The 24,023-nt window shown below is 62.3% G+C and carries 19 protein-coding genes; 9 read left to right on the top strand and 10 right to left on the bottom strand.

The genetic code is table 11. The annotated features are described in order from the left end of the window. Positions 1-118: 118 nt before the first annotated feature. The 8 genes from PSH86_RS02360 to PSH86_RS02325 form a co-directional block, all read right to left on the bottom strand. A complete protein-coding gene (locus tag PSH86_RS02360) occupies positions 119-1,702 on the bottom strand; it encodes an AAA family ATPase (protein ID WP_176688758.1) in 1,584 nt (527 codons plus the stop codon). A 10-nt stretch (positions 1,703-1,712) separates the two neighbouring features. Then, complete coding sequence (gene aroB / locus PSH86_RS02355) at positions 1,713-2,813, bottom strand: 3-dehydroquinate synthase (protein ID WP_109752042.1); 1,101 nt, start codon at positions 2,811-2,813, stop codon at positions 1,713-1,715. Positions 2,814-2,961: 148 nt separating this feature from the next. Beyond that, positions 2,962-3,480: a shikimate kinase AroK gene (gene aroK / locus PSH86_RS02350; protein ID WP_003196983.1), complete on the bottom strand. Its 519-nt coding sequence runs from the start codon at positions 3,478-3,480 to the stop codon at positions 2,962-2,964. A 4-nt stretch (positions 3,481-3,484) separates the two neighbouring features. After that, the gene (gene pilQ / locus PSH86_RS02345; protein ID WP_116833986.1) at positions 3,485-5,572 is read right to left on the bottom strand and encodes a type IV pilus secretin PilQ; all 2,088 of its coding nucleotides are present in this window, start codon (positions 5,570-5,572) and stop codon (positions 3,485-3,487) included. 13 nt (positions 5,573-5,585) lie between these two features. Further along, a complete protein-coding gene (locus tag PSH86_RS02340; protein WP_109752040.1) occupies positions 5,586-6,113 on the bottom strand; it encodes a pilus assembly protein PilP in 528 nt (175 codons plus the stop codon). After that, entirely contained in the window at positions 6,110-6,733 is a 624-nt protein-coding gene (gene pilO / locus PSH86_RS02335; protein WP_109752039.1) for a type 4a pilus biogenesis protein PilO, read from the bottom strand. Before pilO ends, PSH86_RS02340 begins: the two co-directional genes overlap by 4 nt. Then, positions 6,730-7,296 carry a PilN domain-containing protein gene (locus PSH86_RS02330; protein WP_305487495.1) on the bottom strand — a complete coding sequence of 189 codons (567 nt, stop codon included), beginning with the start codon at positions 7,294-7,296 and terminating at the stop codon, positions 6,730-6,732. Before PSH86_RS02330 ends, pilO begins: the two co-directional genes overlap by 4 nt. Beyond that, entirely contained in the window at positions 7,296-8,360 is a 1,065-nt protein-coding gene (locus PSH86_RS02325; protein WP_109752037.1) for a pilus assembly protein PilM, read from the bottom strand. The genes PSH86_RS02330 and PSH86_RS02325 overlap by 1 nt, the downstream gene beginning before the upstream one ends. A 207-nt stretch (positions 8,361-8,567) precedes the next feature. Between PSH86_RS02325 and PSH86_RS02320 the strand changes: the two genes are divergently transcribed. After that, positions 8,568-11,012, top strand: a complete 2,445-nt coding sequence (locus PSH86_RS02320) for a penicillin-binding protein 1A (protein WP_178082464.1) — start codon at positions 8,568-8,570, stop codon at positions 11,010-11,012. A 294-nt stretch (positions 11,013-11,306) separates the two neighbouring features. Here the strand turns inward: PSH86_RS02320 and PSH86_RS02315 are convergent, their stop codons facing one another. Continuing rightward, positions 11,307-12,575: a malic enzyme-like NAD(P)-binding protein gene (locus tag PSH86_RS02315; protein WP_109752035.1), complete on the bottom strand. Its 1,269-nt coding sequence runs from the start codon at positions 12,573-12,575 to the stop codon at positions 11,307-11,309. 303 nt (positions 12,576-12,878) lie between these two features. Then, positions 12,879-13,103, bottom strand: coding sequence for a 50S ribosomal protein L31 (rpmE, locus tag PSH86_RS02310; protein ID WP_003196965.1), 225 nt, complete (start codon positions 13,101-13,103; stop codon positions 12,879-12,881). Positions 13,104-13,310: 207 nt separating this feature from the next. On the opposite strand from rpmE, the gene PSH86_RS02305 reads away from it, so the two are divergent. The 8 genes from PSH86_RS02305 to phaZ all read left to right on the top strand — a co-directional run bounded on the left by PSH86_RS02305 (position 13,311) and on the right by phaZ (position 24,005). Continuing rightward, positions 13,311-15,530, top strand: coding sequence for a primosomal protein N' (locus tag PSH86_RS02305; protein ID WP_305487492.1), 2,220 nt, complete (start codon positions 13,311-13,313; stop codon positions 15,528-15,530). Positions 15,531-15,740: 210 nt separating this feature from the next. Beyond that, positions 15,741-17,477 (top strand): arginine--tRNA ligase, encoded by a 1,737-nt coding sequence (gene argS, locus PSH86_RS02300; RefSeq protein WP_109752033.1) that lies wholly within the window; start codon positions 15,741-15,743, stop codon positions 17,475-17,477. A gap of 1 nt (position 17,478) precedes the next feature. Then, entirely contained in the window at positions 17,479-18,174 is a 696-nt protein-coding gene (locus PSH86_RS02295; protein WP_003196959.1) for an SPOR domain-containing protein, read from the top strand. Between the two features lie 267 nt (positions 18,175-18,441). Continuing rightward, a complete protein-coding gene (hslV, locus tag PSH86_RS02290) occupies positions 18,442-18,972 on the top strand; it encodes an ATP-dependent protease subunit HslV (RefSeq protein WP_003196958.1) in 531 nt (176 codons plus the stop codon). A 50-nt stretch (positions 18,973-19,022) separates the two neighbouring features. After that, the gene (hslU, locus tag PSH86_RS02285; protein WP_212801764.1) at positions 19,023-20,360 is read left to right on the top strand and encodes an ATP-dependent protease ATPase subunit HslU; all 1,338 of its coding nucleotides are present in this window, start codon (positions 19,023-19,025) and stop codon (positions 20,358-20,360) included. Between the two features lie 195 nt (positions 20,361-20,555). After that, positions 20,556-20,933, top strand: coding sequence for a gamma-butyrobetaine hydroxylase-like domain-containing protein (locus tag PSH86_RS02280; protein ID WP_109752031.1), 378 nt, complete (start codon positions 20,556-20,558; stop codon positions 20,931-20,933). A 278-nt stretch (positions 20,934-21,211) separates the two neighbouring features. Continuing rightward, on the top strand, positions 21,212-22,891 hold the full coding sequence (gene phaC, locus PSH86_RS02275) for a class II poly(R)-hydroxyalkanoic acid synthase (protein WP_305487485.1): 1,680 nt from the start codon (positions 21,212-21,214) through the stop codon (positions 22,889-22,891). Between the two features lie 259 nt (positions 22,892-23,150). Continuing rightward, positions 23,151-24,005, top strand: coding sequence for a poly(3-hydroxyalkanoate) depolymerase (gene phaZ, locus PSH86_RS02270; protein ID WP_109752028.1), 855 nt, complete (start codon positions 23,151-23,153; stop codon positions 24,003-24,005). The last annotated feature ends 18 nt before the right edge of the window (positions 24,006-24,023 follow it).

The raw sequence follows: 24,023 nt of genomic DNA, 5'->3' as shown, positions 1-24,023 counted from the left end.
TACGACTCAAACACTACTGTGACGCAGACACCACAAGGCGCGCGGCCTGAAAGGTCGCCCGCCCTTGCGGAATTTTGAGGTTGCCGGGAGAGGCGGCCTGGGTAAGGCCGCCGAATCTTCAGCGAGTTGCAGCCAGTTCCTGTTGGACGCTGGCGACAGTGCGAGGCCAAGGTTTACCAGCCTGAACCTTCGCTGGCAAGGCCTTGATAGCGGAAACGGCTGCATCACGACTGGCAAAGCTGCCGTAGGTGATGACATACAGTGGCTTGCCGTTGAGCACTTTCTTGAAATAGCGGTACTCGCCGCCCTGCTCCTTGACGAAGTTCTGCGCCGTGGCTTCAGAGCTGGTGCCGAGGATCTGCACCACGTAGTTACCCGGTGCCTGGCCGGCGTACCAGCTACCGCCCGCGGCCTTGGCCGGAGCAGCAGGCTTGGCGGCCGGTGCTGGCGCGGCAGGCTTGGTCGCGGGCGCTGGAGCCGGGGCAGGCTTGGCGGTGGCTATCTGGGTCGGTGCCGGAGTCGGCTTGGCCGCCGGAGCAGGCGTTGGCGTCGGCGCAGGACCGGCCGGCACGCCCGCCGGTGGTGAGGTGGTGGTCACGGTCGGCGGCACGTCGCTGCTGTCGTCGATCGGTGGCGCCGCGCCGTCGTCGCCTTCGGTGATGCCACCGGCCGCTTCGGCCAGCGGGCCGCGCATGACCGGCTGCGACTGGCCGACCAACGGCAGCGGCATCGGCTGGGTGTTGCCGGCGAATTCCACTGCCGGAGCACCACCGTTGGGTTGCGGCGTACCCTGGCCGAGGGGCAGTTGCGCCTGCTCGTTGGCAGGAGTGCCCGTGGTCGGCGCCTTGTTGCGGCCCGGCATCAGCCAGGCGGCGGCAACCGCGACCACAACGACAGCGGAAATTGCCAATACGTGTTTCTTCGGCATGTTGAACCCCATACTTGGACGCTTCACCGCTGAGCGGCTGGCAATCATGACTTCGATCAGAGCATCGCGGGCGACCTGGTTGATGTTGCCAGGCCAACCACCTGCGCTTTCGTGAATCTCAGAGATCTGATCGGCGGTAAAAAGTTCGATACCCCGGCCCGCCCCCTCAAGACGCTGGGCCAGGTATTCACGCGTCTCTTCCTCGGTGTAGGGCGCCAGCTCGATAACGTGGAAGCGCTCTTCCTCAAGACTCAGTTGATCCAGATCAGCGATCAGCGACGACTCGCCGAACAGGAACACATGGGGACGACCTTCCGGCGCACCGGCAGCCAGGGCCAGCAGGGCTTCCAGGGCCGACTCGTCGAGCTGCTCGGCGTCGTCCACCAGCAGATAGACTTCCTGCCCGGTCAGCGCCAACTGCACGATCTGATCGAGAATCGCCCCGATTTCGGCCTGGGCGACATTCAGCGCCTGGGCCACCTGGCGCAACACACCGGCGGCATCGCCGGCGCCGCGGGCGGAGACCACCACGCTTTGCACCGACTGCTTGTTGGTACTGGCCACCAGGGCCTGGCGCAGCAAGGTCTTGCCGCTGCCCTGGGGACCTGTGACCACCAACAGCAACTGGCTGTAGCGTGCCAGGTGATGCAACTGGCCCAGCACCGGTTTGCGCTGGGCGGGGAAGAACTTGAAGCCCGGGACCCGTGGAGCGAAAGGGTCATGACTCAATTGGAAATGGCCGAGGAAAGCCTCGTCGGCATGCAAACTAGTCATCGGAATCTTATTAACCTTTAAGCTGAGCCAGGGCGCGGTAGTCCGCTCCCAGCGTGGCCTGTAGAACTGCTTTCGGATAATCGTCGGTCACCACCGCTTCGCCCATGTGGCGCAGCAGCACCAGACGCAGACGACCGTCGATCACTTTTTTGTCGATTGCCATGTGTTCAAGGAAATCCGCCTCAGTCATTTCCTCGGGCGGAACCACCGGCAGCCCGGCGCGCTGGAACAGACGAATGCCGCGATCGCGCTCCTGCTCGCTGATCCAGCCCAGGCGCGCAGACATCTCCAGGGCCATGACCGTGCCGGCCGCAACCGCCTCGCCATGCAGCCAGACACCATAGCCCATATGGGTTTCGATGGCATGGCCAAAGGTGTGGCCCAGGTTGAGCGTGGCCCGCACTCCCGACTCCCGCTCATCGGCACCGACCACGGCGGCCTTGGCGGCGCAGGAACGTTCAATGGCGTAGGTCAGGGCCGCCTGATCCAATGCACGTAGACGGTCGACATTCTCTTCGAGCCAGCCCAGGAACGGCTCGTCGCAGATCAGCCCGTATTTGATGACCTCCGCCAGCCCCGCAGACAGTTCACGAGCAGGCAAGGTGTTGAGGGTAGCGGTATCGATCAGCACCACGTTGGGCTGATAGAAAGCCCCCACCATGTTCTTGCCCAGCGGATGGTTGATCCCGGTCTTGCCGCCCACTGACGAATCGACCTGGGACAGCAGCGTGGTGGGGATCTGGATGAAATCGACGCCACGCTGATAGCAGGCGGCGGCAAAACCGGCCATGTCGCCGATCACGCCGCCACCGAGGGCAATCACCGTGGTGCGCCGATCGTGCCGCGCACTCAGCAGGCCGTCGAAAATAAGCTGCAAGGTTTCCCAATTCTTGAAGGCTTCACCGTCGGGCAACACCACGGAAATGACCGAGAAGGCCGACAGGCTGCGGGTCAGACGTTCCAGATACAGGGGCGCGACGGTTTCATTGGAAATGATCGCCACTTGCCGCCCGGCGATATGCGGCGCCAGCAGTTCGGGCTGGTCCAGCAAGCCTTCGCCAATATGAATCGGGTAGCTGCGCTCGCCCAGGTCGACCTTAAGTGTCTGCATGTGTCCCCACAGTGAAGATGGAATCAGGCGTCCTGCCTGCAATTAACGAAAGTCCACGGTGCTTGTTCTGACGCCAGTTAATGGCCATCCGCCACGCCCCAGCCGGGCCACGACGGGACGTCGAGGATAGCGCATTTCGCCAAGCGCATTAACGGGGAGGCAGTTGCTGAAGACGATCAAGGATGTCGAGCACCACCATCCGCGGCGGCCGCTCGTCGGTTTCCACCACCAGGTCGGCGATCTCCCGATACAACGGGTCACGCAGCTCCAGCAGATCCCGCAGGGTTTTGGCCGGGTCGGCGGTACGCAACAGCGGACGGTTGCGATCCCGGGCCGTGCGGCCGACCTGTTGTTCGACGGAGGCATGCAGGTAGACCACTCGTCCGCCGGCATGCAGCGCCCGACGATTGGCTTCGCGCATGACCGCGCCGCCGCCGGTGGCCAGCACCACGCCATCGAACGCGCACAGCTCGGCGATCATCGCCTGCTCACGGTCACGAAAGCCCGGTTCGCCTTCCTTGTCGAAAATCCATGGGATATTAGCGCCCGTGCGCAATTCAATTTCCTTGTCGGAATCTTTGAATGGCAGGCGCAGCTCTTTGGCCAGCAAACGGCCGATGGTGCTTTTTCCAGCGCCCATCGGCCCTACAAGAATCAAATTTCGCACAGAATCAACGACTCACAGCAATCGCCTGGTTGTTCATGATACGCGGAGTGAGGAACACCAGCAGCTCGGATTTTTTCTCCGAGACTACATCACGCCGGAAAAGGCGGCCAAGATACGGCACATCGCCAAGAAATGGCACCTTATCTACAACCTTGCTCTGAGTATTTGAGAAAACCCCGCCAATCACAATGGTCTCGCCGTCATTGACCAAGACCTTGGCGTTGACCTCGTTTTTCTTGATTGGCGGCACATCCTGCACCTTGTTCAAGTAGTCCGGTTCATCCTTGGTGACCTTGACCTCCATGATGATGCGGTTGTCCGGGGTGATCTGCGGAGTCACCTCCAGCGACAGCGAAGCCTCCTTGAACGACACCGACGTGGCACCGCTGGAACTGGCTTCCTGATAAGGGATTTCCGTGCCCTTGAGGATTTTTGCCGTCTCCTTGTCGGAGGTCACCACCTTGGGCTGGGAGACGATTTCGCCGTTGCCGGTCTTTTCCATGGCCGTCAGTTCAAGGTCCAGCAAGACGTTGTCGGTAATGAACGCAATGCCGATGCCCGAGGTATTGCCCGAGGCCCCCATGTCGACGAACGGCTGGTTGGTGCTGGTGCTGCCTGGCGTGCCAATGGTGGTGGAATCGCCGGTGGTCACCCCTGAGGTGTTCCAGTTGCCCTTGTTCTGAATCGACCCACCCCAGCGCACACCCAGGCTTTTGTCGTAGTCGACGTTGGCCTCGACAATCCGCGCCTCGATCATCACCTGGCGCACCGGAATATCCAGTTGCGCCACGATCCTGCGCAGTTCGTCGAGCCGGTCCTGGGTCTGGTAGGCAATGATGTTGTTGGTGCGCTCATCGACCGTGATCGTGCCGCGCTCGTCGGCTTTCGCCTCGGCACTGGTCACCGACTGGAACAGCTTGGCGATGTCCGCCGCCTTGGCGTAGTTGACCTGCAACAGCTCACGCCGCAGTGGTGCCAGGTCGGCAATCTGCTTCTGCGACTCCAGCTCCTGGCGCTCGCGAGCGGCAATTTCATCGGCCGGAGCCACCAGCAGCACGTTGCCGACCTTGCGCTTGTCCAGACCCTTGGTCTTGAGCACCAGATCCAGCGCCTGGTCCCAAGGCACGTTCTGCAAGCGCAGGGTGATGCCGCCCTGCACCGTGTCGCTGGCCACCAGGTTCAGGTTGGTGAAATCGGCGATCAATTGCAGCACCGAGCGCACCTCGATGTCCTGGAAGTTGAGCGAGAGCTTCTCGCCACTGTAGGCCGCGCGGTCGGCGTTGCGTTTTTGCAGGTCGTCGACGGTCATGGGACGGACGCTGACGGTGAGCTTGTTGTCGGTCTGGTAGGTCGAGTAGTCGAAGGTGCCGCTGGGTTCGATGCTGATGGTCGCCCGGTCGCTGCCGGCGCTGGCATTGACGAACTGCACCGGGGTGGCGAAGTCCTTGACGTCCAGGCGCACCCGCAATGGCTCGGGCAACTGGGTCCTGGCGAAATTGAGGATGATCTTGCCTTCGCGCTCCTGGATGTCCGGGGCGATGGACGGATCAGACAGATCAATTACCACGTTGCCTTCGCCCTGGGTCCCACGCTGGAAGTCAACCCCACGGATCGCCTTGCCCACTGGCGCACTGGCCCTCGCGGGCGCCGCGCTGGCAACCGCCGTGCGCGGGGCCTGGACGGTGTTCTTCGCAGCAGCGCTCTTCGCAGAGCCCCCCTTGCCGACCACCACGAACAGATGGTTACCTTCGACCCGGGTATCGTACGGCGCCAGTTGGGTAAGGCCGATGATCAACCGGGTGCGATCCCCGGCCTCGACCACGGTGGCGCTGCGTGCATTGCCCCCGCCCAGGTCGTGGTTCTTGCTAGCCAGTTGATTGGTCACCCCGGGCAGGTCCAGGGCAATCCGGGCCGGTTGTTCGGTGGTGTAGCCCCGAGGAGTCGGCGGCGGACCATCGAAGGTAAGCTTCAACTCGACACGGTCCCCCGGCAACGCCGCCACATCCAGCGTCTTCAGACTGGCCCCATGAACCATCGGCGACAACAGCGCTATCCATAGCGAAATACCGAGGGCTGAAAAAATCCTGTTCATTGTTCGAGTTCCACTATGAATGCTCTTTCAAAGGAATGGTCCGTGGTCGCTCCAGCCAGGCACCCTCGCCATCGGGAACGATTTCGACCACATCGACCTGAGTGGCACTGATGGCGACGATCCGCCCGTCGTTGCGACCCAGATAGTCGCCGACCTTGAGCCGATGCACCCCGCCCGCGCCACGCAGGAGCGCGAAGGAGCCACTGACGTTGGAGATCGTACCGACCATTTCGAACTGCTCGATGTTGAAGCCCTCCAGGTACTGCTTGACCCGGTTGGGGTCGGGCCGGACATTGCGCGAGCCCCGCTGCCGGTCGGCCTGGTCCACGCGAACCTGCCGGGAAAACGGACTGCGCAGGTTCGCGGCGCTGTAGGTAAAGGTTTCGTAGGGCCTGAACGTGGGTGTCGGCTCGATCTTGCCAGGCGGGCGCAGGCGCACTTCGTTCATATAGGCGTCCAGGTCGCTGAAACCATTGTCGTTGTTGCAGCCCGCCAGCGCGACCAGGCCTGCCAGCAGGCAGATGCGACACACCGGCCTCATGGTTGCGCCTCCTGCTCGTTGTACCGGTAGGTCTTGGCCTGAATACTCATGCGCAGCTTCGTGCCCGCCTCGGGCTCCATCGGGGCGATCTCGAAATCATGCAGCGTGACGATCCGGGGTAGCCCGGCCACCCCACTGACGAACGTCGCCAGGTCGTGGTAGCCCCCGGTCACGGTGATCTGGATCGGCAACTCGATGTAGAACGGCTGGGTGACCTCCGGCAGCAGCTTGATTTCCTCGAACTCCAGGCCGCTGCCCAGGCCGGTGCGAGTGATGTCCTCCAGCAGGCCCGGCACTTCGGTATCGCTGGGCAATTGCCGCAACAGCACACCAAAAGACGTTTCCATCTGCTTCATCTGCTCGGTGTAGCGCTCCAGGTTCGCGGCCATGTGGGCCTTGCCCGCGAATTGCGCCTTGAGGGTGTTTTCTTCCTCGCGCACCTGCTGCAACTGGTTTTCCAGGTCACTCAAGGCAAAGTTATAGCCCAGCCCCAGCACCAGGACCACCAACAGGACGCCGGCCAGCCATTTGATGGGCGCCGGCCAGGAACCGATGTTGTTGGTGTCCAGGTCACTGAGGTCGATCTTGCGCAGCGCGTCGAACCACTCCCCTGGTTTCATTGGGCGTCCTCCGCATCGGCCGGGCGGGTCTGGCGCACCGTCAGTTGGAAAACGTTGGCCTGGTCGAGTTGCCCGGCGGTGGTGGCCTTGACCTCCGTCAGGTTGGGCGTGTCGAACAGGTCCGACGAGTCCAGGTTGCGCATCAGGTCCGAGACCCGGTTGTTCGATTCCGCGACCCCCTTGATCGAGAGCGTGTGGTCTTCCATCTTCACTTCGGTGAAATAAACACCTTCCGGCAAGGTCCTCGCCAACTGGTCGAAAATGCGCCCGCTGACCGGCCGGTTCCCCTGCAAGTCCTGAATGATGCGCATACGCTCCAGCAATTGCTGGCGACGAGCCTTCAATTCGCTGATCTGCTTGATGCGCTCGTCCAGCACGGCGATCTGCTCCGAGAGATGGTTATTGCGAGCGACCTGGTGGTCGATGGCGCCGTCGATGTATCGGACCGCAACCAGGACCACGCCGACCGCACCGACCAGCGCGCCCACCAAGGCCAGCAAAAAGCGTTTGCGCCGTTCTTCGCGCAGTTCTTCGCGCCAGGGTAGCAGGTTGATCCGCGCCATCAGTCGAAGCTCCTGAGGGCCAGCCCGCAGGCAATCATCAGCGCCGGTGCATCACTGGCCAGCGCCCCGGCATTGACCTTGCTGCCCAGGGCCATGTTGGTAAACGGGTTGGCCACCTGGGTCGGGGTACCCAGGCGTTGTTCGATCAGCCGATCCAGGCCGGCGACCGAAGCCGTGCCCCCGGCCAGCAGGATGTGGTCGACCGCACTGTACTGGCCCGAGGCGAAGAAGAACTGCAGGGATCGCGAGACCTGCTGTACCAGAGCCTCGCGAAAGGGTTGCAACACTTCGCTCAGGTAATCGTCCGGCAGCCCTCCCTGCTTCTTTGCCAAGCCGGCCTGCTCGGGCGTCAAGCCATAGCGGCGCTGAATTTCCTCGGTCAGTTGGCGGCCGCCGAACAATTGTTCGCGGGTATAGATGATGCGCCCGTTGTGCAGCACGCTGAGGGTGGTCATGGTGGCGCCGATGTCGATAACCGCCACAGTCAGCCGTTCCTGGGAGGCGGCCAGTTGCGTGGCGAGCAAGCCGAAAGCACGCTCCAGCGCATAAGCCTCCACGTCGACCACCCGGGCCGTCAGCCCGGCGAGCGCCAACGCGGCCTCGCGGACCTCGACGTTTTCCTTGCGGCAGGCCGCCAGCAGCACTTCGACGCGCTCGGCACTGCGCGGCGAAACGCCCACCACTTCGAAATCGATGGCCACCTCATCCAGCGGATAGGGAATGTATTGATCGGCCTCGATCTTGAGCTGGTTTTCCATGTCATCGTCGGACAACCCGGCGTCCATCTCGATGGTCTTGGTAATCACCGCCGACCCCGCAACGGCCACCGCCACGCTACGCACGGGCGTCTTGGCCTTGGCCAACAGCCGTGACAATGCCTGGCCCACCCCTTCGAGATCGGCGATGTTCTTCTCGACCACGGCGTTGGCCGGCAACGGTTCGACCGCGTAGGACTCGACGCGATATCGCTCGCCCTGGCGGCTCAACTCGAGCAGCTTCACCGACGTGGAGCTGATGTCGATCCCCAGAAGCGTATGGGCTTTTTTATTGAAGAGTCGTAGCACTACCAATTCCCTATGACTATCCGTGAGTTACGGACTCTCTAATATGCATTGCGTTCAATCACTCCGGTCCGACGGACGTCCGGATGGCATTCGCGACGAAAAAAAATGCTTATAATGCCCAGCGTTTTTTTCGCTTTGTTGCAAGCACGGGTCCATCCCTGCACCTGGCGCCTTTTTCATTCTTTGCCTGGATATCCAAAAGCCTTGATTCGTCTGCTGAAATTTTTCGGATGGTCCATCGTCGCCGTTTTCTGCGGACTGCTCTTGGGCCTGAGCGGTGCCTTCCTTTACCTTAGTCCGGGATTGCCGTCCGTGGAGGCGCTGAGAAGTATTCAGTTGCAGATTCCTCTGCGGGTGTACAGCAGCGATAACAAGCTGATTGCCGAATTTGGCGAAATGCGCCGCACACCGATCCGTTTCGCCGACATTCCCCCCAATTTCATCAATGCGTTACTAAGTGCTGAAGACGATAACTTCGCCAACCACTATGGCGTCGATCCCGGCAGCCTGATGCGCGCCGCCAGCCAGTTGGTCAAGAGCGGGCACATCCAGTCCGGCGGTAGCACCATCACCATGCAGGTGGCCAAGAACTTCTTCCTGACCAGCGAGCGCAGCTTCTCGCGCAAGACCACCGAGATCCTCCTGGCCCTGCAAATCGAGCGACAGCTGACCAAGGATGAAATCCTCGAGCTGTACGTGAACAAGATTTACCTGGGCAACCGCGCCTACGGCATCGAGGCGGCCGCACAGGTGTACTACGGCAAGTCGATCCGCGATGTGAGCCTGGCGCAGATGGCGATGATCGCCGGCCTGCCCAAGGCACCGTCACGCTTCAACCCGCTGGCCAACCCGGCGCGCAGCAAGGAGCGTCGCGACTGGATCCTGGGGCGCATGTACAAGCTCGGCAAGATCAGCGAGGCCGACTACACCGCAGCGATCAATGAACCGCTGAACGCCAGCTATCACGTACCGACCCCGGAAGTGAACGCCCCGTATATCGCCGAGATGGCCCGTGCCGAGATGGTCGGGCGCTATGGCAGCGACGCTTATACCGAAGGTTTCCGCGTGACCACCACGGTACCGAGCAACTTGCAGGAAATGGCCAACACCGCCCTGCACGAGGGCCTGATGACCTACGACCAGCGCCACGGCTACCGCGGCCCTGAATCGCGCCTGCCGGGCAAGACCAAGGAAGCCTGGGCCCTGGAGTTGACCAAGCAACGCACCATCAGCAGCCTGGAGCCGGCGATCGTCACCTCGGTGGACAAGGACGGCATCAAGGTGCTGACCCGCAACGGCGAGCTGGAAGAGCATGTGGCCTGGGACACCATGAAATGGGCCCGTCCGTTCCTCAATACCAACAGCATGGGCGCCAACCCACGACAGCCATCCGACGTGGCCCAGGTCGGCGACCTGATCCGCGTCCAGCGCCAGGCGGACAACACCCTCAAGTTCAGCCAGATCCCGGCCGCCCAGGGCGCGCTGGTGTCCCTCGACCCGCAGGACGGTGCCATCCGTTCGCTGGTGGGTGGTTTCGCCTTCGAGCAGAGCAACTACAACCGGGCGTTGCAGGCCAAGCGCCAGCCGGGCTCGAGCTTCAAGCCGTTCGTCTACAGCGCCGCCCTGGATAACGGCTACACCGCCGCCAGCCTGGTGAACGATGCGCCGATCGTGTTCGTCGATGAGTACCTGGACAAGGTCTGGCGGCCGAAGAACGATACCAATACATTCCTCGGCCCGATTCGCCTGCGTGAGGCGCTGTACAAATCCCGCAACCTGGTATCGATCCGCCTGTTGCAGGCACTGGGCGTGGACCGCACCATCGACTACATCAGCAAGTTCGGCTTCAACAAGCAGGACTTGCCGCGCAACCTGTCCCTGGCCCTGGGCACCGCGACCCTGACGCCGATGGAAATCGCCACGGGCTGGAGTACGTTCGCCAACGGCGGGTACAAGATCACCCCGTACATCATCGACAAGATCGAAAGCCGCAACGGCGAGACGCTGTTCGTTGCCAACCCGCCACGCGTGCCCACGGGCGAGCAGGCCAGCGATGGCCTCGCCGCGCCGTCCACCGAGACGTTCACGGTCAATGCGACGCCGGGCGAAGCCACGACGGCCCCAGGCCTGCCGCAAGCGCCCGCCGTCGCGGAGCGCATTATCGATGGCCGCACCACCTATATCCTCAACAGCATGCTCCAGGACGTGATCAAGCTCGGCACCGGTCGCCGCGCACTGGCCCTGGGCCGCACCGACCTGGCGGGCAAGACCGGTACCACCAACGAATCCAAGGACGCCTGGTTCTCCGGCTACAACGCCGATTACGTGACCACCGTCTGGACCGGTTTCGACCAGCCCGAAAGCCTGGGCCGCCGTGAGTTCGGTGGCACCGTGGCGCTGCCGATCTGGATGAGCTACATGGGTGCCGCCCTCAAGGACAAACCGCCTCACACCCAGCCGGAACCGGAAGGCATCCTCAGCCTGCGGGTCGACCCGGTCAGTGGTCGCGCAGCCACGCCAGGTACCCCGGGCGCGTACTTCGAACTGTTCAAGAGCGAAGACACGCCACCGTCGGTCAACGAGCTGGGCAACGGCGCTGCGCCGGGCAGCCCGCTGCCGGCGGACGAGGCGGCGCCGATCGATCTGTTCTGACCGCCCCCCAAAGCCCCGCCTTCGGAAGAAGTGCGGGGCTTTTTTTTGCAGGCTATCTCGTGGCGAGGGGATTTATCCCCGCAGGGCTGCGCAGCAGCCCAAAAACCAGGCAGCACGGAACAACAGATGAACCGGCGCCAGCCGGATTACGACTGCTGCGCAGCCGAGCGGGGATTTATCCCCTCGCCACGGGTTCTGACTTCTGGAAAGATTTCTAACCACCCACAACCCCACAGGCAATAAAAAACCCCGACTCACAGGAGCCGGGGTTTTTCGTTGAAGCGCTACAACGGCTTAGCCGTTGAACACGTCATCCACGCTCTTGAGCGGGTAGTTCTTCGGATACGGCAGGGTCGCCACGCCAGTCTCGATGGCGGCCTTGGCCACGGCGTCGGAGATCAGGGTGATCAGGCGGGCGTCCATTGGTTTCGGAATGATGTACTCGCGACCGAACTCCAGCTTGATACCGCCGTAGGCGTCGCACACTTCCTGTGGCACCGGCAGCTTGGCCAGTTCGCGCAGGGCGTTGGCGGCCGCGACTTTCATTTCTTCGTTGATGCGCTTGGCGCGAACGTCCAGGGCACCGCGGAAGATGAACGGGAAGCCCAGTACGTTGTTGACCTGGTTCGGGTAGTCCGAACGGCCGGTGGCCATGATCACGTCGCTGCGGGTAGCGTGAGCCAGCTCCGGGGAGATTTCCGGATCCGGGTTCGAGCAGGCGAACACGATCGGGTTCGGCGCCATGCGCAGCAGGTTTTCCGGGCTCAGCAGGTTCGGACCCGACAGACCGACGAATACGTCGGCACCGTCCAGCGCGTCCGCCAGGGAGCGCTTGTCGGTCGCGTGGGCGAACACGGCCTTGTACTGGTTCAGGTCGTCACGGCCGGAGTGGATCACGCCGGTACGGTCGACCATGAAGATGTTTTCGATCTTGGCGCCCATGCTCACCAGCAACTTCATGCAGGAGATGGCCGCGGCGCCGGCACCCAGGCAGACGATCTTGGCTTCAGGCAGGGTTTTGCCAGCGATTTCCAGGGCGTTGATCATGCCGGCCGCGGTGACGATGGCGGTGCCGTGCTGGTCATCGTGGAATACCGGGATGTCGCACTGTTCGATCAGGGCGCGCTCGATCTCGAAGCACTCAGGTGCCTTGATGTCTTCCAGGTTGATGCCGCCGAAGGTGATGGAGATACGCTTGACGGTGTCGATGAAGGCTTGCGGGCTCTCGGAGTCGACTTCGATGTCGAATACGTCGATACCGGCGAAGCGCTTGAACAGCACACCCTTGCCTTCCATGACCGGCTTGGAGGCCAACGGGCCGAGGTTACCCAGGCCGAGAATCGCGGTGCCATCGGAAATGACTGCAACCAGGTTGCCTTTACCGGTGTATTTGTAGGCCAGTTCAGGGTCGCGAGCGATTTCGCGTACTGGTTCGGCTACGCCGGGGCTGTAGGCCAGCGACAAGTCGCGAGCAGTAGCGGTGGCCTTGGTGAGCTCGACACTCAGCTTCCCTGGACGAGGATTAGCGTGATATTCGAGAGCGGCAGTTTTCAGATCAGACATGTGGGCATTCCGCTTTTTACTGTGTTGGACAGACGGACCGCCGAGGATACGCGCCTCGTAAAATCCCCACAAGACTGACCAGTCACTACTGTCAAGCGCCCTGCCCTACGACTTTGGGCCAAGAGCCATGAAACACAAGGGCTACATGCATACAATCAGATAGAAAAATGTCTACAATTTTTAATCAAGCCCTCTCGCGCAGCCCGATACCTTGCTTTATCGCAGGCACAAAAAAGGCGTCCACAAGGGACGCCTTCTTTATCAATCTGGAAGGGTCGAGACGACCTTCCAAAATGATCAGCCTCAGGCTTTTGGAGTAACTTTGCCGAAAGCACCGAAACGATCGGCGAACTTCTGAACGCGGCCGCCGGTATCCAGAGTCTTTTGCTTACCGGTGTAGAACGGGTGGCATTCGTTGCAAACGTCGATCGCCAGGGCTTTGCCGTAGGTCGAACGCGTTTCGAACTTGTTGCCGCAGCTGCAGGTTACGGCAATTACTGGGTATTCCGGATGGATATCGGTTTTCATGCTGTTTTCCTCAGGCTAGCGTGCCGCCACCCAACACTATTGTTGAATACCGCACGTAAATAGGCCGCGGATTCTACCAGACAACGTCAATCACGCAAGCTATGACTTGCACCAACCGTCTGCTAGGCTCCCCGCCTCATGCGCAAGCTCTTCCACAAGGGTTGTGCCAAGCCTTCTGAATTTGTCTGTATATCGAGACCCTCCCGCGTGCCCGACGCCATCCTGCGCCTCGCCCTGCCTTCGCCCCTGCGCCGCCTGTTCGACTACCGCGCCCCGGCCGGGGTCCTGCGCGCCCAGTTGCAACCAGGCATGCGCCTGCGGGTACCGTTCGGCCGCCGGGAGATGATCGGGATCCTGGTTGAGGTCACCGATCACAGCGAAGTGCCGGCCGACAAGCTCAAACCGGCCCTGGCCCTGCTCGATGCCACGCCACCCTTGCCGGCGTCGCTGTTCAAGCTGTGCCTGTGGACCTCCCAGTATTACCAGCACAGCCTCGGCGATACCTTGAGCTGGGCGCTGCCGGTACTGCTGCGCCAGGGCGAACTGGCCGAGGCGCGCCAGGAGCGGTTCTGGTCGGTGGCCCCGGGAGCCTCGCTGGACGATCCGCGCATCGCCCGTGCCCCGCGCCAGCGCGAAGCCCTGGCGACCCTGGCCCAACATCCCCACGGTGTGGCCCATCAATTGCTGAGCAAACTGATGCTCAGCAAGGACAGCCTCGACCTGCTGCTGGCCAAGGACCTGGTCCAGGTGGAGATCCGCAGGCACGCTCCCGGCGCCCGCCATGAACATTGGCTGGCCCAGCCGGAACTGCCGCTCAACGCCGAACAACGGGCCGCTTGCGAAGCGATCCGGGCAGGCTTCGACAGTTATCACGCTTTTCTGCTGGCGGGCGTCACCGGCAGCGGCAAGACCGAAGTTTATCTACAGCTGATCCGCCAGACCCTGGAAGCCGGCAAACAGGCCCTGGTGCTGATTCCGGAAATCAACCTCGGCCCGCAAACCCTGGCGCGCTTCGAACAACGCTTCAACGCCCGGATCGCCCTGGTGCACTCGGCGGTCAACGACCGCGAACGCCTGGAGGCCTGGCTGGCCGCCCGCGATGGCGAGGCCGACATCATCATCGGCACCCGTTCGGCCCTGTTCACGCCGATGAAAAACCCCGGCCTGATCATCATCGACGAAGAACACGACGGCTCCTATAAACAGCAGGAAGGCCTGCGCTACCACGCCCGCGACCTGGCGTTGGTGCGCGCGCGCCAGGAAAACATCCCCATTGTCCTGGGCTCGGCGACGCCGTCCCTGGAAAGCCTGCACAACGCCTATACCGGCCGCTACGGCCTGCTGCGCCTGAACGAACGGGCCGGCGGCGCCAAGCAACCGCGCTTCCTGCGCCTGGATGTGAAAAGCCGTCCGCTGGACAGCGGTATTTCCGGGCCGATGCAGCAAGCCATCGGCCAGACCCTGGCCGCCGGGCAGCAGGTCCTGGTGTTTCTCAATCGCCGCGGGTTTGCCCCGACCCTGTTGTGTCACGACTGCGGCTGGATGTCCGGTTGCGAACGCTGCGACGCGCGGATGACCGTGCATCAGCGTCACGGCGAGCTGCGTTGCCACCACTGCGGCCACGTCGAGCGGGTGCCAAGGCATTGCCCACAGTGTGGCAAAGTGGATTTGCGCCCGGTCGGCGCCGGCACCGAACGTGCCGAAGAACGGCTGGGCATCCTGTTTCCCGATTACCCGGTATTGCGGGTGGATCGCGACAGCACCTCGCGCAAGGACGCGATGAACCAGTTGTTCGCCACGATCCAGAAGGGCCAGCCGTGCATCCTGGTGGGCACGCAGATGCTCGCCAAGGGGCACCACTTTCCCCGGGTCACGCTGGTGTCAATCCTCGACGCCGATGGCGGCCTGTTCTCCGGTGACTTCCGCGCCAGCGAGCGCATGGCGCAATTGATCGTCCAGGTGGCGGGGCGGGCCGGGCGGGCCGAGGAGCCGGGCAAAGTGATTATCCAGACGCACCTGGCCGATCACCCATTGTTGATCCAACTGACCGAGCAAGGTTATTTCGCTTTCGCCGAACAGGCCTTGAGCGAACGGCGCAGCGCCGGCCTGCCGCCCTTTGCCCACCTGGCGCTGCTGCGAGCCGAAGCCCACAAGCCGGGGCAGGCCGAAGCATTCCTCGACGAGGCCTGCAACGAGGCAGAACGCTTGCTGGCAGAGCAGAGCCTCACCGGTATCGAACTGTTGGGCCCGGTACCGGCACCGATGGAACGGCGGGCCGGGCGCTATCGCGCGCAGCTTTTATTGCAAGCCAATGCCCGGGCGCCACTGCATCGTCTGCTGAGTGCCTGGCTGCTGGTGCTGGAACAAATGCCCAGCGGGCGAGCGGTGCGCTGGTCGCTGGATGTGGATCCGGTGGATTTGTATTGACCCAGGCATCGTCATCGCGAGCAGGCTCGCTCCCACATGGGAATGCAATTTTCTGCGGGAGCGAGCCTGCTCGCGATGAGGCCCGAATAATCACCACACATCCCCAACCGACCCGCTACAGTTGGCAAGCCCGCCTTCGCCACGGATAATGCCCAGTTTTTCCACCAGCGCATCGAAGCGCCGCCGCGCCTGCGGTTGAAAGAGAAGACCATGAAAGACACCATTCGCCAGCTCATCCAGCAAGCCATCGCCCAACTCGTCGCTGAAGGTGTGCTGCCAGAAGGCCTGTCGCCGGCGATTCAGGTCGAAAACACCCGCGACAAGACCCACGGCGACTTCGCCAGCAATATCGCGATGATGCTCGCCAAACCGGCCGGCATGAAACCGCGGGACCTGGCGGAAAAAATCATCGCCGCGCTGCCGGCCGACGAAAATGTCAGCAAGGCGGACATTGCCGGACCCGGCTTCATCAATTTCTTCCAGAACACCCAGGCCCTGGCTTCGCGCCTGGACGCGGCCCTGGCCGACGTGCGCCTCGGCGTGCGCAAGGCCGGCCCGTTGCAGCGCACCGTGGTCGACCTCTCGGCGCCCAACCTTGCCAAGGAAATGCACGTCGGCCACCTGCGCTCGACCATCATCGGCGACGGCGTGGCCCGGGTCCTGGAGTTTCTTGGCGACACCGTGATCCGCCAGAACCACGTCGGCGACTGGGGCACCCAGTTCGGCATGCTGATGGCCTACCTGCAGGAAAACCCGATCACCAGCGACGAACTGTCGGACCTGGAGAACTTCTATCGCGCCGCCAAGCAACGCTTCGACGAGTCGCCCGAGTTCGCCGACCGCGCCCGTGGCCTGGTGGTCAAGCTGCAGGCCGGCGACGCCGAGTGCCTGGCGCTGTGGAGCAAGTTCAAGGACATCTCCCTGTCCCACTGCCAGAAAATCTACGAACTGCTGAACGTCAAATTGACCATGGCCGACGTGATGGGCGAAAGCGCCTACAACGACGACCTGATCAATGTAGTCAATGACCTCAAGGCCAAGGGCATGCTGGTGGAAAGCAACGGCGCCCAGTGTGTATTCCTCGACCAATTCAAGACCGCCGATGGCGAGCCGCTGCCGGTGATCATCGTCAAGGCCGACGGTGGCTACCTCTACGCCACCACTGACCTGGCGGCCGTGCGCTACCGCAACGGCGTGCTCAAGGCCGATCGAGTGCTGTACTTCGTCGACCAGCGCCAGGCCCTGCACTTCCAGCAGGTGTTCGAAGTCGCGCGCCAGGCCGGTTTCGTGACCCGTCCAATGGAAATGGAGCACATGGGCTTCGGCACCATGAACGGCGCCGACGGTCGTCCGTTCAAGACCCGTGACGGCGGCACGGTGAAGTTGATCGACCTGCTGACCGAAGCTCAGGAGCGCGCCTACATCCTGGTCAAGGGCAAGAACCCGGACCTGGCCGAAGACGAACTGCGCAAGATCGCCAAGGTCGTGGGCATCGACGCGGTGAAATACGCCGACCTGTCCAAGCATCGCACCAGCGACTACAGCTTCAACTTCGACCTGATGCTCAACTTCGAAGGCAACACCGCGCCGTACCTGCTGTACGCCTACACCCGCGTGGCCGGGGTATTCCGCAAGCTCGGCAAAAGCTTCAGTGAAGTAGACGGCCAGATCGTGCTTGAAGCCGCCCAGGAACAGGAACTGGCGGCGAAACTCGCGCAGTTCGGTGAAGTGCTGAACAACGTCGCCGACAAGGGCACACCGCACATCCTGTGCGCCTACCTGTACGATGTAGCCGGCCTGTTCTCCAGCTTCTACGAGAACTGCCCGATCCTCAATGCGCAAACCCCAGAGCAAATGCAGAGTCGCCTGCGCCTCGCCGCGCTGACCGGTCGTACGCTCAAGCAAGGCCTGGAGCTGCTGGGCCTGGAAACCCTGGAGCGCATGTAAGTTGGCCGCCAAGAAAAAACCTGCACCCAAGCGCGGCGCCAGTCGTTACCAGCCTCCAGCCAAGAAACCGATTCCGGGCTGGTTGTGGATGGCCATCGGCCTGACCGTCGGCGCTTTCATTGTGTTCCTGATGAAGCTGGAGCCGGGCCAGGGCGATGACGTCAAGCGCGTCCGGCAGGAGCAGCAGAAAGCCACGCGCATCGCCGAGGCCAACAAGACCCCGCCGAGCCCGACGCAACCGGTGAAGCCGAAGTACGACTTCTACACCTTGCTGCCGGAATCGGAAGTCATCGTGCCGCCCGATGCCGTGCCGGAGAAAACCCTGCCGACACCGCAAGTGCCCACGACACCGGTGACCCCGGCCGAAGCGGCGAAAATCGACACCGCTCGCGCCCAGGCAGCCCTGGCCGGCATCACGCCGCCACCGGCCCCGCCGGTGCAGAAAGCCGCGCCGGTGACCAAGTTCTTCCTCCAGGCCGGATCGTTCCGCAAGGAGGCCGACGCCGACAAGGTCCGGGCGCAGATCATTCTGCTGGGCCAGTCCGTGTCGGTGGAGTCCGGCACCGTCAAGGACGAAACCTGGTACCGGGTATTGGTCGGACCATTCAGCAACCGGGAAGAATTGACCAAGGCCCAGAAACAACTGGCCGGCAGCGGTTTCAGCAACCTGTTGTTACAACAACGCCAGAGCCGCTGATTTCTGCTGAAAACACCCGGTGCTGTGGGGCTTTTGTGGCGAGGGAGCTTGCTCCCGCTGGGCTGCGTAGCAGCCCCAAAAGCTTGGGACCGCTGCGCGCTCCAACGGGAGCAAGCTCCCTCGCCACAGTGAATGCCTTTGCCACAAACTTGATTGCCCCCCAGGGCGCCGCTCGTCCCCTCTCCCTCCCCACAGTTGAAAAACCCCGCGCCACCCCCATATGAGTTCCATCCGGGCATTTTCGCCCCGCTGCGTGGAGACTCTCCCTTGACCACCATCGTTTCAGTCCGCCGTCATGGCAAAGTCGTCATGGGCGGTGACGGCCAGGTTTCACTGGGCAACACCGTGATGAAAGGCAACGCGAAGAAAGTCCGCCGCCTGTATCACGGCGAGGTCATCGCCGGTTTTGCCGGTGCCACTGCCGACGCCTTCACGTTGTTCGAACGTTTCGAAGGCCAGCTGGAAAAACACCAGGGCCATCTGGTCCGTGCCGCCGTGGAACTGGCCAAGGAATGGCGCACCGACCGCTCTCTGAGCCGCCTCGAAGCCATGCTCGCGGTCGCCAACAAGGACGCCTCCCTGATCATCACCGGCAACGGCGATGTCGTTGAGCCCGAGGACGGCCTGATCGCCATGGGTTCCGGCGGCGCCTACGCCCAGGCGGCGGCCAGCGCGCTGCTGAAAAAAACCGACCTGTCGGCCCGTGAGATCGTCGAGACTGCCTTGGGCATCGCCGGCGACATCTGCGTCTTCACCAATCACACCCAGACCATTGAGGAGCAGGACCTCGCCGAATAAGCCTGCCACTTGCGCACCGGCTCATTCATGCTTGAGGACCGCCAATTACTATGTCCATGACTCCCCGCGAAATCGTCCACGAACTCAATCGCCATATCATCGGCCAGGACGATGCCAAGCGCGCCGTCGCCATTGCCCTGCGCAATCGCTGGCGGCGGATGCAGTTGCCCGAAGAGCTGCGCGTCGAGGTGACCCCCAAGAACATCCTGATGATCGGCCCGACCGGTGTCGGTAAAACCGAAATCGCCCGGCGCCTGGCCAAACTCGCCAACGCGCCGTTCATCAAGGTCGAGGCCACCAAGTTCACCGAAGTCGGCTATGTCGGCCGCGACGTCGAGTCGATCATCCGTGACTTGGCCGATGCCGCCATCAAGCTGCTGCGCGAACAGGAAATCACCAAGGTTCGCCACCGCGCCGAAGACGCCGCCGAAGAGCGCATCCTCGACGCCCTGCTGCCACCGGCGCGCATGGGCTTCAACGCCGACTCTGCCGCAACCCAGGACTCCAACACCCGCCAGCTGTTCCGCAAGCGCCTGCGCGAAGGCCAGCTGGATGACAAGGAAATCGAGATCGAAGTCGCCGAAATGGCCGGCGTCGACATTTCCGCGCCACCGGGCATGGAAGAAATGACCAACCAGTTGCAGAGCCTGTTCGCCAACATGGGCAAGGGCAAGAAAAAGAGCCGCAAGCTCAAGGTCAAGGAAGCGCTGAAACTGGTGCGCGATGAAGAGGCCAGCCGCCTGGTCAACGAAGAAGAACTGAAGGCCAAGGCGCTGGAGGCGGTCGAGCAACACGGCATCGTGTTCATCGACGAAATCGACAAGGTCGCCAAGCGCGGCAATGTCGGCGGCGCCGATGTGTCCCGCGAGGGTGTACAACGCGACCTGCTGCCGCTGATCGAAGGCTGCACGGTCAACACCAAGCTGGGCATGGTCAAGACTGACCACATCCTGTTCATCGCTTCCGGTGCCTTCCACCTGAGCAAGCCGAGCGACCTGGTGCCGGAGCTACAGGGTCGCCTGCCGATCCGTGTCGAGCTCAAGGCGCTGACGCCGGAAGACTTCGAGCGCATCCTGAGCGAGCCTCACGCGTCCTTGACCGAACAGTATTGCGCACTGCTCAAGACCGAAGGCCTGAACATCGAGTTCGCGCCAGAAGGCATCAAGCGCCTGGCCCAGATCGCCTGGCAGGTGAACGAAAAGACCGAGAACATCGGTGCCCGTCGCCTGCACACGCTGCTCGAACGCCTGCTGGAGGAAGTCTCGTTCAGCGCCGGCGACCTGGCCAGTGCCCATAATGAAGCGCCGATCCTGATCGACGCCGAGTACGTCAACAGCCACCTGGGTGAACTGGCGCAGAACGAAGACCTGTCGCGGTATATCCTGTAAGTAGCAGTTACAGGCGAACGCAGACCTGTGGGAGCGGGCTGTGTGGGAGCAAAGCTTGCTCGCGATCCAGGCGCTGCGGTCCTCAAGAGACCGCGGCGTTTTCATCGCGGGCAAGCCTTGCTCCCACACAGCCCGCTCCCACATTGACTGTGTCGTTTTATAGATCAAGGCTCCTTCAGAGACGGATCACAGGCCATGACCAAACTCCCCACCGCCATCAACCTGCACAAAGCCTCCAGGACCCTGACGCTCAAGTACGCGCCAGACGAGGAGTACCACCTGCCCGCCGAATTCCTGCGAGTGCACTCGCCTTCCGCCGAGGTCCAGGGCCATGGCAAACCCATCCTGCAATACGGCAAGCTCAACGTCGGCCTGACCAAGGTCGAACCGGCCGGCCAGTACGCACTGAAACTGACCTTTGACGACGGCCACGACAGCGGACTGTTCACTTGGGATTATCTCTATCAGTTGGCGGTGCGCCAGCAAGACCTGTGGAACGATTATCTTGGCGAACTCAAGGCCGCCGGAAAAACCCGCGATCCGAACGAGTCCGTCGTCAAGCTGATGCTCTAGCTCAAGGGCTGGCGCTTTAGGGGGATTTTTCTAGACTCATCTGCTTGAATGCCCGCGCAGCAACGTCAATGACTGGCCTGCTTGCGAAAAAAATTAAACTCGGGTAACCAATGGAGCTGGCAAGTTACCTGCAAAGGAACCGACGAGTTCCTGGCATACGTTTCCTCATTGGCCCTCGATGCGGAATTAATGGTCACCCGAGCAGCGTACCTGGTATTGGCTGTGTGGCTTCATGGCACGATACGGGTACTCGTCTGAAGGACAATGGAGCGTCGTAGATGAGCAACAAGAACAACGATGACCTGAAGTACCAGGCCTCGGAAAATACCCTGGGGTTGAATCCCGTCGTCGGCTTGCGCAGGAAAGACCTGCTGGCCTCTGCCCGCATGGTACTGACCCAGGCCATCAAGCAACCGCTGCACAGCGTCAAGCACGTCGCTCATTTCGGCGTCGAACTCAAGAATGTCCTGTTCGGCAGATCCGAACTGCAACCGGCCGGCGACGACCGTCGCTTCGTCGACCCGGCGTGGAGCCAGAACCCGCTCTACAAACGTTACCTGCAAACCTACCTGGCGTGGCGCAAAGAGCTGCACGCCTGGATCGACGACAGTAAGCTCTCGCCGGCGGACATCAGCCGCGGGCACTTCGTGATCAACCTGATGACCGAAGCCATGGCGCCGACCAACTCGGCGGCCAACCCGGCGGCGGTCAAGCGCTTCTTCGAAACCGGCGGCAAGAGCCTGCTGGACGGCCTGTCCCACCTGGCCAAGGATCTGGTGCACAACGGCGGGATGCCGAGCCAGGTCAACATGGGTGCGTTCGAGGTCGGCAAGAGCCTGGGCGTGACCGAAGGCGCCGTAGTGTTTCGCAACGACGTGCTGGAGCTGATCCAGTACCGGCCCATCACCGAGCAGGTCCACGAGCGACCGCTGCTGGTGGTGCCACCACAGATCAACAAGTTCTACGTTTTCGACCTGAGCCCGGACAAGAGCCTGGCGCGCTTCTGCCTGCGCAGCAACGTGCAGACCTTCATCGTCAGTTGGCGCAACCCCACCAAAGAGCAGCGCGAGTGGGGCCTGTCGACCTACATCGAGGCACTCAAGGAAGCGGTGGACGTGGTCACGGCCATCACCGGCAGCAAGGACGTGAACATGCTCGGGGCCTGCTCGGGCGGCATCACCTGCACCGCGCTGCTGGGCCATTACGCCGCCCTCGGCGAGAAAAAGGTCAACGCCCTGACCTTGCTGGTGAGTGTGCTCGACACCACCCTGGACACCGACGTGGCGCTGTTCGTCGACGAGCAGACCCTGGAAGCGGCCAAGCGCCACTCCTACCAGGCCGGCGTACTCGAGGGCCGCGACATGGCCAAGGTGTTCGCCTGGATGCGCCCCAACGACCTGATCTGGAACTACTGGGTCAACAACTACCTGTTGGGCAACGAACCGCCGGTGTTCGACATCCTGTTCTGGAACAACGACACCACGAGGCTGCCGGCGGCGTTCCACGGCGACCTCATCGAAATGTTCAAGAACAACCCACTGATCCGTCCCAATGCACTGGAAGTGTGCGGCACGCCCATCGACCTCAAGCAGGTCACTGCCGACATCTTCTCCCTGGCCGGCACCAACGACCACATCACACCGTGGAAGTCCTGCTACAAGTCGGCGCAGTTGTTTGGCGGCAAGGTGGAGTTCGTGCTGTCGAGCAGCGGCCATATCCAGAGCATCCTCAACCCGCCAGGCAACCCCAAGTCACGCTACATGACCGGCGAGGACATGCCGGCCAAGGCCGAGGACTGGCAGGAAAACTCCACCAAGCACACCGATTCCTGGTGGCTGCACTGGCAGGCCTGGCAGGCCGAGCGCTCGGGCAAACTGAAAAAAGCCCCTACCGTGCTGGGCAACAAGGCCTACCCGGCCGGTGAAGCGGCGCCTGGCACCTATGTGCATGAGCGGTAGGAAATGCAACTCGTCTGCTGCGGGAATGAGCTTGCTCACGAATACATCCCGCCAGCCGACACCGAATGCAAGGCCCACAGCGCTGGGGAACATAAAACCCATGTTCACAGCAGATCCCCTGTGGAGCGAGCCTGCTCGCGATAACGGTGTGTCAGCCCACATTGATGTTGGATGTACCGCCGTCATCGCGAGCAGGCTCGCTCCCACAGGGGATAGGGGAAAAATGAAAGACAGCGATCCAACCCATAGGGCTTGAAGCATGCCGCAACCGTACATCTTCCGTACCGTCGATCTGGATGGCCAGACCTTGCGCACCGCGGTACGTCCCGGCAAGCCTCACTTGACGCCCCTGCTGATTTTCAACGGCATCGGCGCCAACCTCGAGCTGGTGTTCCCGTTCATCCAGGCCCTGGACCCGGACCTGGAAGTCATCGCCTTTGACGTGCCCGGTGTCGGCGGCTCATCGACGCCCAACCGGCCGTATCGCTTTCCCGGGCTGGCAAAACTCACTGCGCGGATGCTCGATTACCTGGACTACGGACAGGTCAACGTGATCGGCGTGTCCTGGGGGGGCGCCCTGGCCCAGCAGTTCGCCTATGACTACCCGGAGCGCTGCAAGAAGCTGGTCCTGGCGGCCACGGCGGCTGGGGCGGTGATGGTGCCGGGCAAACCGAAGGTGCTGTGGATGATGGCCAGCCCTCGGCGCTATGTTCAACCGTCCCACGTGATGCGTATCGCACCGCTGATCTACGGTGGCTCGTTCCGCCGCGACCCGAGCCTGGCGGCCAGCCATGCGGCCAAGGTTCGTTCGGCGGGCAAGCTTGGGTATTACTGGCAACTGTTCGCCGGTCTGGGCTGGACCAGCATCCACTGGCTGCACAAGATCCACCAGCCGACCCTGGTGCTGGCCGGCGACGACGACCCGCTGATTCCACTGATCAACATGCGCATGCTGGCCTGGCGCATTCCCAACGCCCAATTGCACATCATCGATGACGGCCATCTGTTCCTGATCACCCGGGCCGAAGCGGTGGCACCGATCATCATGAAATTCCTGGAGGAAGAACGTCAGCGTGCAGTGATGCATCCGCATCCCTCGCCGCTGGGCGGCTGAAACCGCCCATTAGCGCCT

Source organism: Pseudomonas sp. FP2300, from assembly GCF_030687595.1.
GTDB classification, from domain to species: Bacteria; Pseudomonadota; Gammaproteobacteria; order Pseudomonadales; family Pseudomonadaceae; genus Aquipseudomonas; species Aquipseudomonas bijieensis.
Note: the sequence above shows the minus strand (reverse complement) of the source record. Positions and strands in the feature narration are given on the sequence as shown.